This is a genomic window from Staphylococcus sp. 8AQ, from assembly GCF_902506595.1.
Lineage (GTDB): Bacteria > Bacillota > Bacilli > Staphylococcales > Staphylococcaceae > Staphylococcus > Staphylococcus pasteuri.
In genome coordinates, this window is the sequence record NZ_LR733871.1 from 2,334,475 (window position 1) to 2,349,968 (window position 15,494).

Annotated in this window: 15 protein-coding genes; 9 read left to right on the forward strand and 6 right to left on the reverse strand. The window is 32.5% G+C overall.

Going from position 1 to position 15,494, the window contains the following annotated elements; translation table 11 throughout:
* Positions 1-28: 28 nt before the first annotated feature.
* From gyrB to dnaA, 5 genes are all read right to left on the reverse strand, one after another.
* Positions 29-1,963 (reverse strand): DNA topoisomerase (ATP-hydrolyzing) subunit B, encoded by a 1,935-nt coding sequence (gene gyrB, locus GVY01_RS11385; protein ID WP_026083451.1) that lies wholly within the window; start codon positions 1,961-1,963, stop codon positions 29-31.
* A gap of 9 nt (positions 1,964-1,972) precedes the next feature.
* A complete protein-coding gene (gene recF, locus GVY01_RS11390) occupies positions 1,973-3,088 on the reverse strand; it encodes a DNA replication/repair protein RecF (protein WP_017636726.1) in 1,116 nt (371 codons plus the stop codon).
* Positions 3,085-3,330: a S4 domain-containing protein YaaA gene (yaaA, locus tag GVY01_RS11395; protein ID WP_176745273.1), complete on the reverse strand. Its 246-nt coding sequence runs from the start codon at positions 3,328-3,330 to the stop codon at positions 3,085-3,087. The genes recF and yaaA overlap by 4 nt, the downstream gene beginning before the upstream one ends.
* Positions 3,331-3,655: 325 nt before the next feature.
* Positions 3,656-4,789, reverse strand: coding sequence for a DNA polymerase III subunit beta (dnaN, locus tag GVY01_RS11400; protein ID WP_017636724.1), 1,134 nt, complete (start codon positions 4,787-4,789; stop codon positions 3,656-3,658).
* A 321-nt stretch (positions 4,790-5,110) separates the two neighbouring features.
* Positions 5,111-6,475, reverse strand: coding sequence for a chromosomal replication initiator protein DnaA (dnaA, locus tag GVY01_RS11405; protein ID WP_017636723.1), 1,365 nt, complete (start codon positions 6,473-6,475; stop codon positions 5,111-5,113).
* 752 nt (positions 6,476-7,227) lie between these two features.
* Here dnaA and rpmH point away from each other — a divergent pair.
* From rpmH to GVY01_RS11450, 9 genes are all read left to right on the forward strand, one after another.
* A complete protein-coding gene (gene rpmH / locus GVY01_RS11410; RefSeq protein ID WP_000240855.1) occupies positions 7,228-7,365 on the forward strand; it encodes a 50S ribosomal protein L34 in 138 nt (45 codons plus the stop codon).
* Between the two features lie 189 nt (positions 7,366-7,554).
* Positions 7,555-7,902, forward strand: a complete 348-nt coding sequence (gene rnpA / locus GVY01_RS11415; protein WP_017636722.1) for a ribonuclease P protein component — start codon at positions 7,555-7,557, stop codon at positions 7,900-7,902.
* A 167-nt stretch (positions 7,903-8,069) separates the two neighbouring features.
* Positions 8,070-9,449, forward strand: a complete 1,380-nt coding sequence (mnmE, locus tag GVY01_RS11420) for a tRNA uridine-5-carboxymethylaminomethyl(34) synthesis GTPase MnmE (RefSeq protein WP_017636721.1) — start codon at positions 8,070-8,072, stop codon at positions 9,447-9,449.
* An 84-nt stretch (positions 9,450-9,533) separates the two neighbouring features.
* The gene (gene mnmG / locus GVY01_RS11425; RefSeq protein ID WP_159333771.1) at positions 9,534-11,411 is read left to right on the forward strand and encodes a tRNA uridine-5-carboxymethylaminomethyl(34) synthesis enzyme MnmG; all 1,878 of its coding nucleotides are present in this window, start codon (positions 9,534-9,536) and stop codon (positions 11,409-11,411) included.
* Positions 11,411-12,130 carry a 16S rRNA (guanine(527)-N(7))-methyltransferase RsmG gene (gene rsmG, locus GVY01_RS11430; RefSeq protein WP_017636719.1) on the forward strand — a complete coding sequence of 240 codons (720 nt, stop codon included), beginning with the start codon at positions 11,411-11,413 and terminating at the stop codon, positions 12,128-12,130. The genes mnmG and rsmG overlap by 1 nt, the downstream gene beginning before the upstream one ends.
* A 42-nt stretch (positions 12,131-12,172) precedes the next feature.
* Positions 12,173-13,012: a nucleoid occlusion protein gene (noc, locus tag GVY01_RS11435; RefSeq protein ID WP_017636718.1), complete on the forward strand. Its 840-nt coding sequence runs from the start codon at positions 12,173-12,175 to the stop codon at positions 13,010-13,012.
* Positions 13,013-13,213: 201 nt separating this feature from the next.
* On the forward strand, positions 13,214-13,573 hold the full coding sequence (locus GVY01_RS11440) for a DUF3147 family protein (protein ID WP_017636717.1): 360 nt from the start codon (positions 13,214-13,216) through the stop codon (positions 13,571-13,573).
* A gap of 19 nt (positions 13,574-13,592) precedes the next feature.
* Positions 13,593-13,988 (forward strand): DUF3147 family protein, encoded by a 396-nt coding sequence (locus GVY01_RS11445; RefSeq protein ID WP_017636716.1) that lies wholly within the window; start codon positions 13,593-13,595, stop codon positions 13,986-13,988.
* Positions 13,954-14,493, forward strand: a complete 540-nt coding sequence (locus tag GVY01_RS11450) for a TetR/AcrR family transcriptional regulator (protein WP_017636715.1) — start codon at positions 13,954-13,956, stop codon at positions 14,491-14,493. Before GVY01_RS11445 ends, GVY01_RS11450 begins: the two co-directional genes overlap by 35 nt.
* Before the next feature lie 170 nt (positions 14,494-14,663).
* Here the strand turns inward: GVY01_RS11450 and GVY01_RS11455 are convergent, their stop codons facing one another.
* On the reverse strand, positions 14,664-15,338 hold the full coding sequence (locus GVY01_RS11455) for a YIP1 family protein (RefSeq protein WP_017636714.1): 675 nt from the start codon (positions 15,336-15,338) through the stop codon (positions 14,664-14,666).
* Positions 15,339-15,494 lie beyond the last annotated feature (156 nt).

Genomic DNA, 15,494 nt, shown 5'->3' on the forward strand with positions numbered 1-15,494 from the left:
CTCCTTCAAAAGTTCAGTTCATTTCTACTTAGAAATCTAGGTTGGCATAGACTGCGTTATCTTCGATAAATTGTCTACGATTTTCAACAACATCTCCCATTAACATTTCAAATGTTTGGTCGGCATCAATAGCATCTTCTAAAGATACTTGAAGCATTGCACGATGTTCTGGATTCATTGTTGTTTCCCATAATTGATCAGCGTTCATTTCACCAAGACCTTTGTAACGTGCAATTGACCATTTAGGTGTTGGATTCAATTCTTCTTTTAATTTATCTAATTCTCTCTCGTTAAAGACGTAATATTTTTGTTTACCTTGTGTTAATTTAAACAATGGCGGTTGTGCAATGTATACATAGCCCGCTTCTATAAGTGGTCTCATAAAACGATAGAAGAATGTTAATAATAATGTTCTAATATGCGCACCGTCTACATCGGCATCTGTCATAATAATAATTTTATGATAACGTGCTTTTGAAATATCAAACTCTCCGCCAATACCTGTACCAAATGCAGTAATCATAGAACGGATTTCATTGTTATTTAAAATACGATCTAAACGTGCTTTTTCAACGTTAAGGATTTTACCTCTTAATGGCAAGATTGCTTGTGTACTTGAGTCACGTCCTGATTTTGTAGACCCACCGGCAGAGTCACCTTCGACAATAAATATTTCACTTTCTTCTGGGTTTTTACTTGAACAATCAGCAAGTTTACCAGGTAAACTTGAAATTTCTAAAGCTGATTTACGACGTGTGACTTCACGTGCTTTTTTAGCTGCTACACGCGCACGAGATGCCATAATACCTTTTTCAACAATAATTCTAGCCACATTAGGATTTTCATATAAGAAACGTTCAAAGTATTCAGCAAATAATTTGTCTACTACTTGACGAACTTCTGAGTTACCTAATTTCGTTTTAGTTTGACCTTCGAATTGAGGATCACCATGTTTGATAGAAACGATAGCTGTTAAACCTTCACGTGTATCCTCACCTGAAAGTCTATCTTTATCTTCTTTGATAATTTTACTACTCATACCATAACTGTTTAGTACACGTGTTAATGCTCGTTTGAAACCATCTTCATGTGTACCACCTTCATACGTATGAATGTTATTAGCATATGTTAATAGGTTAGTTGCGTAGCCTTTATTATATTGCATCGCAATTTCTACTTCGATATCGTCTTTAGATTGATGAATATAAATTGGCTCGCCGTGAATCGGTTCTTTATTTTCATTTAGCATTTCTACGTAAGACTTAATACCACCTTCATAGTGATATGAATCTTGTCTAATTTCATCTTCATCACGTTCGTCAGTTAAAGTGATTTGAATTCCTTTGTTTAAGAAAGCTAATTCACGAATACGTTGTTGTAATGTTTCATAGTTGTAAACAGTTGTCTCAGTAAAGATACTACTATCTGCTTTAAAGCGAATGACTGTACCTGTCTTATCAGTGCTACCAACTTCTTTTAGATCAAATTGTGGTACACCTTTTTTATAAGCTTGGTGGTAAACTGTTTCGTTACGATGTACATATACTTCTAAGTCTTCTGATAAGGCGTTTACTACAGATGACCCAACACCATGTAAACCACCTGAGACTTTATATCCACCGCCACCGAATTTACCTCCGGCGTGAAGTACAGTTAAGATAACTTCAACTGCTGGGCGTCCCATTTTCTCTTGAATATCAACTGGAATCCCACGTCCATTGTCAGTAACTTTAATCCAATTATCTTTTTCAATTGTTACGTTAATTTCATCAGCATAACCTGCTAATGCTTCGTCAATACTATTATCAACAATTTCCCATACTAAGTGGTGCAATCCTCTTTCTGAAGTTGAACCGATATACATACCAGGTCGTTTACGAACCGCTTCCAGTCCTTCTAGTACTTGGATCTGGCCAGCACCATAATTATCATTGTTGTTTACATCTGACAATGTGTTCACCATCACTTTCTGTTACTTTATAATTTCACCTTGATTAATACGGTATAACTTAGCGTTATTCATGATTTCATGATCAATACCGTCTACGGATGTCGTAGTTACAAATGTCTGTACTTTATGTTGAATTGTGCTTAATAAATGTGTTTGTCGAGAATCATCTAGCTCACTTAACACATCATCTAATAATAAAATTGGATATTCTCCAACTTCTATATTCATTAATTCAATTTCTGCTAGCTTAATAGACAATGCAGTTGTTCTCTGCTGTCCTTGTGACCCATATGTTTGTGCATCCATGCCATTAACATTAAAACCTAAGTCATCACGATGAGGTCCAAACAGACTTACACCGCGGTCTTTTTCTCTTTGAAGATTGTCATTAAGTAATGCCAACACTTCTTCAAGCACTTCTGATTCCGATCGGTCGTAGTTGCTTATTTTCAAACTTGGTAAATATTTGAGCGCTAATTGCTCACGCTCGTTTGTAATACCTGCATGTATGGGTTGAGCTAATTGTTCTAATTCTTTAATAAAATGTTCTCGACGTAATGTTACCTTCAACGCATACTCTGCAAATTGCTCATTTAAGACTTCTAGCATAGTTGTGTCAGTCTTATTTCCAATTTGTAATTGTTTAAGGTAATTATTCTTTTGTTTTAAAATACGTTGATATTGAGAAAGATCGTTTAGATAGACAGCTGAAATTTGTCCCAACTCCATGTCTATAAAACGACGACGTACTAGAGGTGCTCCTTTAACGATGTTTAAATCTTCTGGCGCAAAAAGCACCACATTTAGATGTCCGATATATTGTGTTAGTCGGCTTTGCTCTAAGTGGTTAACTTTAACTTGCTTACCTCTTTTAGTAATAAACATCGTTAGTGGCATTGTGCCATGTCTATAATTTAGCTCACCTTCTATTTTAGCATACTCAGAATCAAAACGTATGAGTTCCTTATCATTTGAAGTTCTATGGCTTTTTGCCAAAGCTAAAGTGTAAATTGATTCAAGGAGATTCGTCTTTCCTTGTGCATTCTCGCCAATGAGAATATTCACTTCAGGATGACAATCGATTGTAACTTCTTCATAGTTACGATAGTTTTCCAATTGGAGTGTATTTAGTTTCATTGTTCACCTTGGTGAATGATTAAAAAGGCACCTGTATCTTCAGGTAATTCAAGTATATCGATACGGTCATGATGTTCTAATTTTTTGCCACGTCTTACTTCACGTTGCCCATTGATTAAAACTTCGAAATCTTGTAAGAACCATTTCGCTTGTCCACCTGATTCAATAATACCTTCTGTTTTCAGAAATTGACCTAAAGTAATGTCACCTTCTACAACAACTTCTTGAATCAAATTCATCACTCCATTTCTTTTTATGTCATTAATATATTATACCTGTTTTGCGCTTAAATTTCATGTAAAACAAAGAAAGTAAACGTTTACTTAATGTGATAATTTTCTATTTTTATTTTTAAAGCACATTTTAATACGATTTTCGAGAGTTACATTATCTTTTTTTAATTTTAAAGGCAATATTTGCTTCGTTTTTTCTGAAACGATAAATTCCTCCTAAAAATTTTTTCTTAAGCTTATACAGAGGCTCACACACTTTAAAACTCAAATAAAATAAAAAAGCTGAGACAAATATTTGTGTCTCAGCTTTTTTACTTTTGATCTATAACATATTTTAGTAAGTCCGAATCGGTAATATAAGTTGTGTTACTGAATCGTCATCTTTCGGTTTTAAGATAAATGGTTTCATCGTACCGAAGAATTCAACTTCAACTTCGTCATTATCAATGGCTTTTAAGGCATCCATCATATATTTTGAGTTGAAAGAAATTTTAAGATTTCCACCTTCAACATCAGTTGCTGTCACTTCTTCTTTAACAGTACCGATTTCTGGAGATGTTGAAGACAATTCAACTAATTCGTTTCCAGTACTTAACTTGATAACATTATTGCCGCCTTCTCTGGCTAATAATGAGGCACGATCAATTGCGTGATAGAACTCACCGTTGTTAATACCTAACTTAATTTCATAGTTTTCAGGGAACAAACGAGTTGTATCAGGATAATGACCTTCAAGTAAACGAGAAATAAAATTGACATGTCCTACTCTGAATAACACTTGGTTAGACGCAAAGAAAATATCAATATCTTCGTCAGTGTCACTCATAATTTTATTTAATTCAGATAATGCTTTACCTGGAATGATGACATTTTTGTTTTCAGATGTATCTTCTAATTTTAACTTTCTTACTGCCAAGCGGTGTGAGTCAGTTGCTGTGCATATTAATTCATTATCTTGTATAAGCCAGTTTACACCAGTTAATACTGGGCGTGTTTCTGAGGTGGACACTGCAAAATTCGTTTGTGCAATGATATTTTTTAATACTTTTACAGATAATTGAATTGCATCGTCTCTAGATACTTCAGGTAATAATGGATATTGATCTGGATCTAAACCACTTAAGTTAAATTCAGAATGACCTGATGTAATTAGCGTTTGGAATTGTTCATTAGTAGATAATTTAACGTCTTTTCCTGGTAACTTTTTGATAATATCAACGAAGAAACGACCAGGAAGTACGACTGAACCAGTTTCTGATATATCTACAATATCTTCACCATCTACTTGTTTAGGGATTGAGATTTCAATTGAGATTTCAGAATCTGAACCAGTTAAGATGACTTCATTATCTTTAGCATCGATTTTAATACCTGTAAGTATAGGTAATGTAGTTCTTGGTGAAATAGCTTTTAGTGTATCGTTTAATTGATTAATAAAATAATCTCTTTTAATAGTGAATTCCATCATTAAAATTTAAACTCCTTCCAGTCGTTTATATATAATTATATAGGTTTTAAATTCATAGTAATAGTAGTAGGGCTTGTGAATTAGTGGATAAGTGACATTAAGTCTGACGTGCCAAAGTTATACACATGTGGATAAAGTGTGTATACTGTGTACACCTTTTCAACATTGTCCACAATCCACAAGTTGATTATCTCTATTAGCTTTATAAAAGAAAAAGTAAGCGAAATAAAATATCCGATGTAATTATTCCCTTTTAGAGTTAAATTCAATCTTAAATTATAGCTGTATTATAACAGTTTAATATTTAAAATTATTTCCCAACTATTGATTTCTAATTTCTTTCTCTAAATTCTCTACTTCTTGTTTGAATGTTGGATCTGCTTTAATATCATTTACAATTTTTTCGTGAGCGTGAATCACAGTAGTATGATCACGACCGCCAAACTCTTCCCCAATCTTAGGTAGTGAGAAATCTGTTAGTTCTCTTGAAAGATACATCGCGATTTGTCTTGGATAGGCAATGGATTTAGTACGTTTTTTAGCACTAAAGTCTTCAATACGTACATTGTAGTATTGACCTACCACTTTCTGAATATCTTGAATTGTAATCTTTTTAGATTTAGGTGCTTGAATAATATCTTTTAAAGCTTCAGCAGCTAATTCAGTTGTTATTGGTTTACCTTGAAGTTGTGAATAAGCCAACAAACGTGTTAGCGCACCCTCGAGTTCACGAATATTGGATTGAATTTGATTAGCAATATAATTTAGAGATTCCATTGGTATATCTAAATTTTCTTCTTCTATCTTTTTCTGTAAAATAGCCATTCGTGTTTCGTAGTCTGGTGGTGTGATATCCACAATTAAACCCCACTCGAAACGTGAACGAAGTCTATCTGATAGTTTAGAGATTTCTTTAGGTGGACGATCGCTTGAAATAACTATTTGTTTACTATTATTATGTAGCTCATTAAATGTATGGAAAAATTCCTCTTGGGTTTGTTCCTTATTTTGGATGAACTGAATATCGTCGATTAATAAAACGTCGATATTACGGTATTTCTCTCTAAATGCATCACCTTGATTATCACGAATAGATTTAATAAATTCATTCGTAAATTTCTCACTAGATGTATAAATCACATTAGCATTAGGATTATTACTTAAAACATGATGCCCAATCGCATGCATAAGATGGGTCTTTCCTAATCCAACTCCACCATAAATAAATAAAGGATTATATGCTTCTGCTGGTGCTTCAGCTACGGCTAAACTGGCTGCGTGTGGGAAGCGGTTGCCTGGACCAATAACAAATGTATCAAACGTATTATGTGTATTAAATTGTTCGATACCACCTGGGTTTTCAACATTATGTGAAGTTGTTTGTTCTTTAGTAGAAGTTGGTTCAGGTTGTTTTTGATCTGGGTTCATATATTTAGACAATTCTTCTTCAGTTATAAAATGTGGTTTAACCTCATAACCAATGACGTCATATATGATGCTTTGCATAATCTCACTATATTTTTGATTTAGCCAACTCGCATTAAATGATTCACTTACTAATACGATGGCTTCGTCATTTTGGAGTGAATAGAGTTGCGTATCTTTTACGAAGGTATCAAAGCTTATTTTTGAAATTCGTTCTTTGGCAAGATCTAATACTTTTTCCCAAATTTCTTTTTCAGACATAAATAACTCCATCTTTCTCAAAAATTTTTAGTTATACACAAAAATAACACCCGTGGATAAAAATAATCACAGCATGTTAATAATTATCCACAAGTTAATCACAGATAGTGGATAACTTAATTCATACTATGATTTGTTCACAGACTTTTTGTATATAAATCTAATAAATAAATCCTTATAAAATCAATGATTAAACGACTTATCCACACAATTATACTTTTTCAGTCAGATAGATGTCAAATGACTGTGAATATGTTCGTAAAAGATGTGTAAACTTGTGCATAGTATAGTAATTATCCACACAGAAAACACGAATCACTGTTGATAAGTGGATAACTCAACGTCATACTTATTAATAATGAAAATAAGGGACTATAACAGTTTGGGAAATAATTTATAAAGCTGTATGAAAAATGAATATGAATAAGAGGCTATGTTTTTAAGAAAATAAAAAATCACGAATTCACGAATTATAGTTAAGATTAAATCGTAATAGCGTATTAAAATGAGCTTGCTTTATAAGTAGTAATTTGTTATATTGTAGTAGTTGCTTGAAATATGACTAGATAATAAGTATATTAAACCAAGAATTTCTTATAGCAGTCAGTCAATAAGAGGTATCTCTTATATATAAGTTTTGTTGCTATTAAATTAATAGTTACACACTTTAACAATTTATCTATCTATGAAATTTATCAGGAAGTTCAATCCTGGAGATGTTAGATAACTTAATAAAGATGGAGGTGTTTTGCATGGTAAAACGTACTTATCAACCAAATAAACGTAAACATAGTAAAGTTCATGGTTTCAGAAAACGCATGAGCACTAAAAATGGCCGTAAAGTCTTAGCGCGTCGTCGTCGTAAAGGCCGTAAAGTATTATCTGCATAAGATCACTGACTCATCAGTGGTCTTTTTTTTCGTTTAGAATAAGAAAAGCTAACTAACTTCAGATAAATGATACAACTAGACTTCAATTGAAATCAGCGTTTTCCCGATAAATGCTGGTTTATTTTTAGTTAAAAAATGAAATGAGTTATAATAATGCAGTAAGAGAATTTAATAAGCGAGTGATGTTTGGTGGAAAAAGCGTACCGTATAAAAAAGAATTCAGATTTTCAAAAGATATATAAAAAAGGAAAGTCTGTTGCAAATAGACAATTCGTTGTATATACCTATGACAATAGTGAACAAGAACATTTTCGCTTAGGCATTAGTGTTTCAAAAAAGATAGGAAATGCTGTCACAAGAAATAGAATTAAGAGAGCGATAAGAGAAAATTTTAAAGTTCATAAACAAGATATGATCTCGAAAGATATTATAGTTATTGCAAGACATCCTGCAAAAAATATGTCGACATTAGAAATACAAGGAAGCTTAGAACATGTTCTCAAAATAGCTAAAGTATTTAATAAGAAGATTAAGTAGGGTGGGGGGAAGAGAAAAAGGGGCGGACTTTTAGACAACCCTAAGTCTAACCTCAGACAACCCTAAGTCTAACCTGTCTATTTCAAAACAAGATAATAGCTTTTTAAAAAGAAACAATTTACAATATAATATTGAAAATTTACTTGAATAAGGAGGCCAGCCTAACAATGGATTTTGATACAATAACTAGTATTTCAACGCCAATGGGTGAAGGTGCAATTGGTATTGTGAGACTCTCAGGTCCACAAGCAATTGAAATTGGCGATAAGTTATATAAAGGTAAGAAAAAATTAGCAGAAGTAGATTCACATACAATTAATTACGGTCATATTATTGATCCGGATACTAAAGAAACAGTTGAAGAAGTTATGATTTCAGTTTTAAGGGCACCTAAAACTTTTACTAGAGAAGATATCATCGAAATCAATTGTCATGGCGGTATATTAACAATTAATCGTATTTTAGAATTAACAATGACACATGGTGCACGTATTGCTGAACCAGGTGAATATACAAAACGAGCTTTCTTAAATGGAAGAATTGACTTATCTCAAGCAGAAGCAGTAATGGATTTTATTCGTTCTAAAACAGATCGTGCTTCTAAAGTAGCGATGAATCAAATTGAAGGTCGTTTGAGTGATTTAATTAAACGTCAACGTCAATCAATATTAGAGATACTCGCACAAGTAGAAGTGAATATTGATTATCCTGAGTATGACGATGTAGAAGATGCAACCACAGAGTTTTTATTGCAACAATCTAAACGTATAAAACAAGAAATTAATCAATTACTAGAAACAGGTGCTCAAGGTAAAATTATGAGAGAAGGACTCTCAACTGTTATTGTAGGTCGACCAAACGTAGGTAAGTCTTCCATGTTAAATAACCTTATTCAAGACAATAAAGCGATTGTGACTGAAGTAGCTGGTACCACACGTGACGTACTTGAAGAATATGTTAACGTCAGAGGCGTACCATTACGATTAGTAGATACAGCAGGTATTCGAGATACTGAAGATATTGTTGAAAAAATAGGTGTTGAACGATCCCGTAAAGCACTTAGTCAGGCAGATTTAATCTTATTTGTATTAAATAATAATGAAGCATTAACAGAAGATGACCAAACATTATATGATGTCGTTAAAAATGAAGATGTCATTGTTATTATCAATAAAACAGATTTAGAAACGAATTTAGATATAAATGAAGTAAAAGAAATGATTGGTGACACACCATTAATTCAAACGTCTATGTTAAAACAAGAAGGTATTGACGAATTAGAGATACAAATCAGAGATCTATTCTTTGGTGGAGATGTTCAAAACCAAGATATGACATACGTATCAAATTCACGACATATTTCATTACTTAAACAAGCAAGACAGTCTATTCAAGATGCGATTGATGCGGCAGAATCTGGTATTCCGATGGATATGGTACAAATCGATTTAACACGCACTTGGGAAATACTAGGTGAAATTATAGGTGAGTCAGCAAGTGACGAACTTATCGATCAATTATTTAGTCAATTTTGCTTAGGAAAATAAGGATTTACATGATTAAAGGCAGTCAAAAATAAAATCAAAATGTGAGATGTATATAGATTTACGATTAATAAGGAGGTTAAACAATTGGTTCAAGAATATGATGTAATTGTAATTGGTGCAGGCCATGCAGGTATTGAAGCAGGTTTAGCATCAGCAAGACGTGGCGCTAAAACATTAATGTTAACAATCAATTTAGATAATATCGCTTTTATGCCATGTAACCCATCTGTTGGCGGCCCAGCTAAAGGAATAGTTGTACGTGAAATAGATGCATTAGGTGGACAAATGGCAAAAGCAATAGATAAAACGCATATCCAAATGCGTATGCTGAATACTGGTAAAGGACCTGCTGTAAGAGCATTACGTTCCCAAGCAGATAAAGTACTATACCAACAAGAAATGAAAAATGTCCTTGAAGACGAAGAAAATTTAGATATCATGCAAGGTATGGTAGATGAATTAATTATTGAAGATGAAGAAGTTAAAGGTGTACGTACAAATATTGGTACTGAATACCGTTCTAAAGCTATTGTTGTAACAACAGGTACATTCTTACGCGGTGAAATCATTCTTGGTAATATGAAATATTCAAGTGGTCCTAATCACCAATTACCATCTGTGACATTAGCAGATAACTTAAGAGGATTAGGTTTCGAAGTTGTACGATTTAAAACAGGTACACCACCACGTGTAAATTCTAAAACAATTGATTATTCAAAAACTGAAATCCAACCAGGTGATGAAGTTGGACGTGCATTCAGTTATGAAACAACTGAATACATTTTAGATCAATTACCATGTTGGTTAACTTATACAAATGATAAAACGCATCAAGTTATTGATGATAACTTACATTTATCAGCAATGTACTCAGGTATGATTAAAGGGACTGGACCAAGATATTGTCCTTCAATTGAAGATAAATTTGTGCGTTTCAATGACAAACCACGTCATCAACTATTCTTAGAGCCAGAAGGACGTAATACTAATGAAGTTTATGTACAAGGACTTTCAACAAGTCTACCTGAACATGTTCAAAGACAAATGTTAGAAACAATCCCAGGCCTAGAAAAAGCAGATATGATGCGTGCAGGTTATGCTATTGAGTATGATGCAATTGTTCCAACTCAATTATGGCCAACACTTGAAACTAAAAAAATTAAAAACCTTTATACTGCAGGTCAAATCAATGGTACTTCTGGTTATGAAGAAGCGGCTGGACAAGGTATTATGGCAGGAATTAATGCTGCTGCGAAAGTATTAGGTAAAGAGGAAGTTATCTTAAGTCGTTCTGACGCTTATATCGGCGTTTTAATTGATGACTTAGTAACTAAAGGAACTAATGAACCATATCGTTTATTAACATCACGTGCAGAATATCGTTTATTGCTACGTCATGATAATGCTGATTTACGCTTAACTGATTTAGGTTATGAATTAGGAATGATTTCTGACGAACGTTATGAAAAATTCAACCACAAACGTCAACAAATAAAAGATGAAATTCAAAGATTAACTGAAATTCGTATTAAACCAAATGAACATACTCAATCTATAATTGAAGCAAATAATGGTTCTAAACTTAAAGATGGTATTTTAGCAATCGATTTATTACGCAGACCAGAAATGACTTACAATACTATTCTAGAAATATTAGAAGAAGACCATCAATTACCTTCAGAGGTTGAAGAACAAGTTGAAATTCAAACTAAATATGAAGGTTACATCAATAAATCATTACAACAAGTTGAAAAAGTAAAACGTATGGAGAAAAAGAAAATACCTGAAGACTTAGATTATAGTAAAGTGGATAGCTTAGCTTCTGAAGCAAGAGAAAAATTAGCTGAAGTTAAACCATTAAACATTGCACAAGCATCAAGAATTTCAGGTGTAAATCCAGCAGATATTTCAATTTTACTTGTGTATTTAGAACAAGGTAAACTTCAAAGGGTGAATCAATAATGAGTATAGAATGGCTATCTGAGAAATTAAAAGAACATGACATCGAATTATCTAACACTCAAAAAGAACAATTTCAGACATATTATCAGTTACTTGTTGAATGGAACGAAAAAATGAATTTAACAAGTATTACTGATGAACATGGTGTTTATTTAAAACATTTTTATGATTCCATTACACCTAGTTTTTATTACGATTTTAATGGACCATTAACTTTATGTGATGTGGGTGCAGGTGCAGGTTTCCCTAGTATTCCATTGAAAATTATTTTTCCTGAATTAAAAGTTACTATTGTTGATTCATTAAATAAACGTATTCAATTTTTAAACCACTTAGCAGATGCATTAGGGCTACAAGATGTAAGTTTTGTTCACGATCGCGCAGAAACATTTGGTAAAGGAGACTACAGGGAGTCTTACGATATCGTTACTGCTCGTGCAGTAGCTCGTTTAACAGTACTTAGTGAATTATGCTTACCATTAGTTAAAAAAGGTGGACAATTTATAGCTTTAAAATCATCTAAAGGCGAAGAAGAGTTAGATGAAGCCAAGTTTGCGATTAATGTGCTAGGCGGTAACGTGAAAGAGACGTTTAACTTTGAATTACCAGAAGACGCAGGAGAAAGACAAATGATTGTCATTGATAAACGACGACAAACATCTAAGAAATACCCGAGAAAACCCGGTACACCCAATAAATCCCCTTTACTTGAAAAGTAAGATGTGATGATATAGAAATAAATGAGAGGGAGCGAATGGATTATGAAGAAACCTTTTTCAAAATTATTTGGTTTAAAAAACAAAGATGACATCATGGGTTCTATTGAAGAAGACCGAAATAATAATGTTGAGTCCATTCATATTGAACGTATCGTACCTAATCGTTATCAACCACGACAAGTATTTGAACCAAGTAAAATCAATGAACTTGCTGAATCTATTAAAGAACATGGATTATTACAGCCGATTGTAGTAAGACCAATCGAAGAAGATATGTTTGAAATCATTGCTGGTGAACGTAGATTTAGAGCAATGCAATCTTTAAATATGTCTCAAGCAGATGTGATTATTCGCGATATGGATGATGAGGAAACTGCAGTTGTTGCACTTATTGAAAATATTCAACGCGAAAATTTATCTGTCGTTGAAGAAGCGGAAGCTTATAAAAAACTACTTGAACTTGGTGATGTGACACAAAGTGAATTGGCTAAAAGTCTAGGTAAGAGTCAAAGTTTTATTGCCAATAAGTTACGTTTACTTAAATTAGCACCTAATGTTATTACACGATTAAGAGAAGGTAAAATAACAGAACGCCATGCTCGAGCTGTCCTTGTACTATCACATGAAGATCAAGAAGAATTGATTGAACAAGTCATAGCACAGAAATTAAATGTGAAACAAACAGAAGATAAAGTTCGCCAAAAAACTGGTCCTGAAAAGGTTAAAGCACAATCATTCCAATTTTCACAAGATGTGACACAAGCGCGAGATGAAGTAGGTAAAAGTATCGAAGCTATACAACAATCAGGTTTATATGTTGAACAAAAAGATAGAGATCATGATGATTATTATGAAATTAAAATAAGAATATATAAGAAATAGCGATAACTCCTTTTGTCTGTAACTGACGGAAGGAGTTTTTTATGTTGATACTAATTAGAAAAGACCTAATGGACGGCTGTATCAAACGTTAATAATTAGAAAATTAGGTATATTTATTTTAATGTTTACAAGATAGTAGGACAGTTTTAAACTAAAAGTAAACGAAACGTTTCGTTTAATAATTAGCAAAGAAGGATTATTGTGTTCGGAATATCTATTTCAAGTGCGATACTTCATTTTGTCATTGGTGGGTTTGCAGTAGCATTAGCTTCTATTATTGCTGACAAAGTTGGTGGTAAATTAGGAGGTATAATAGCAACAATGCCTGCAGTCTACATAGCAGCAGTAATAGCATTAGCTATAGATCATCGTGGAGATTCGCTCGTTAAAATGTCTATGCATTTAAGTACAGGTGCCATTGTCGGTATTATCTCTTGCATTTTAACTGTATTTTTCACCTCAATTTTTATAAAAAAGAAAGATTATAAGAGTGGTACAGTATTTGCCGTATTATGTTGGTTTATTATTTCTGTAGCTATTTTTATAGTCAGACATTTATAAAAAGGGAGGTACATTTTTGATGAAATTAACAATAATTAAGTTTTTAGTTGGAGGCTTAGCAGTATTAGTCAGTTACATCGTATCAGTAGTACTTCCTTGGAAAGAATTTGGAGGTATTTTTGCTACGTTTCCTGCAGTCTTTTTAGTGTCTATGTTTATATCTGGTATGCAATATGGAAATAAAGTAGCTATGCATGTCAGTAGAGGTGCGATCTTCGGAATGACTGGTGTTTTATTCAGTATATTAGCTACATGGGGCATGCTAAAGGTAACAAATATTTGGTTGCTTAGCATTATTGTTGGATTTATAGTATGGTTTGTTAGTGCATTTATAATATTTGAAATCGTGGAAGTCATTGCACGAAAAAGAAAGGAAAAATATGGCTGGAAGACCGAAAGACCCAACAGTAAATAAAAAAATTTATCAAGAAATTAATCGTTTATTAGAAACAACACATTTTAAAGATATGACCATTGATCAGATTGCTGAAAATACAAGCGTATCAAAGGCAACGATTTATCGTCGATGGAGAGACAAAGAATCAATGATTGTTGATATGTTTGTCGACCAATCACGTATTATTGAGCCAGAATTCGATACTGTATTTGATAATTTATATGACTTTTTAATAAAAATAATGAACATCTACAAGACACCTTTAGGTAGTGCAGTGATAGAAATTTTAATTAGTAATCAGCAAACTGAAGCAAAAGATAAGTTTATGAAAGAATACTTTGAACGTAATAGAAGTATTTTAAAGTCAATTATTAGTAAGGATATTGATGAAGCGGACCAAGATTTATTTATAGATATTATTTTTTCACCTATTTATTTTAATATTTTAATTAAACCGCAAACACTAACTAAAGAGTATATAGAAAATATGTTGAGCGTTGCTTTGAAAGCTTATGATATATAATTTTACGACGTCCTTGATAGAGGGCGTTTTTAATTTGTCTAGAATAAGGGGATAGTCTAAAGGAAGTCTTATGAAAGCTATTTTAAAGAGATAGATTATCGCAATTCGACTAACTATACTCATACATAATTATATCCTGAGACATTACCTATGCCCCAGGATAATTAATTTTATTGCATGTTAGCTAAGCCTTTCATAGATTCTGTAAACGCAGCTCCTCCTAGCGTAAAGCCAACCATCACGATTAAGGCAATGACTGCCCAAATAATAGATGCTTTTTTAGAAAGTTTACTTGTACCGTAATAAACTGTAAAAATAATATAGGCAGCTAATAAATTCGATAAACTAAAGGCGGCTAAATAATTATTACCCTTGTCGAATATATTCAGGCTATCTAATTGAGTTTCTGGAATTGTAAGACCAAATAATGCTTGTATCGCATAAACAATAATTGAAAATGAAATTGTAATGATTAAGTAAGAGATAGATGCAGAAAAAATATGTATTGCTTGTGCATCAGATTTCATAATTTTAGAGATAACTAAGAAAATAACAAATGTGATTAATAATCCTAGGATAAGACCACCAATTGATTGTCCAATAGTAACTGCTAAATTGAATTGGTTTTGTTTATCAATTTCAGATTGGCTCATTCCCATATCTTTGAGCATTTTGGTGTTGTCAGTTATATGTGCAGTTAAAAGTCCTAAAATAATAGATAACACAATAAGTACAATTAATTTCACTATCCATTTAGGATTTTGACGGATTTTTCTAAAGTGATCAACAAAAGGTAAGTTAGAACTTGTCGCTTCTTCAGTCTGTGCTGCATTAGATTGTTCCATTTATGTATCTCTCCTTTTTTAATATTTATTAACAGAATAACATTGTTAACTAATATTTAAAATATCAATTTTTATTTTGAATAAGTATAATAAATAGACTAAGTAAAAATAATATTAAAAACATTTCATTAATCTCAAACTTAAAAATAACTTAAA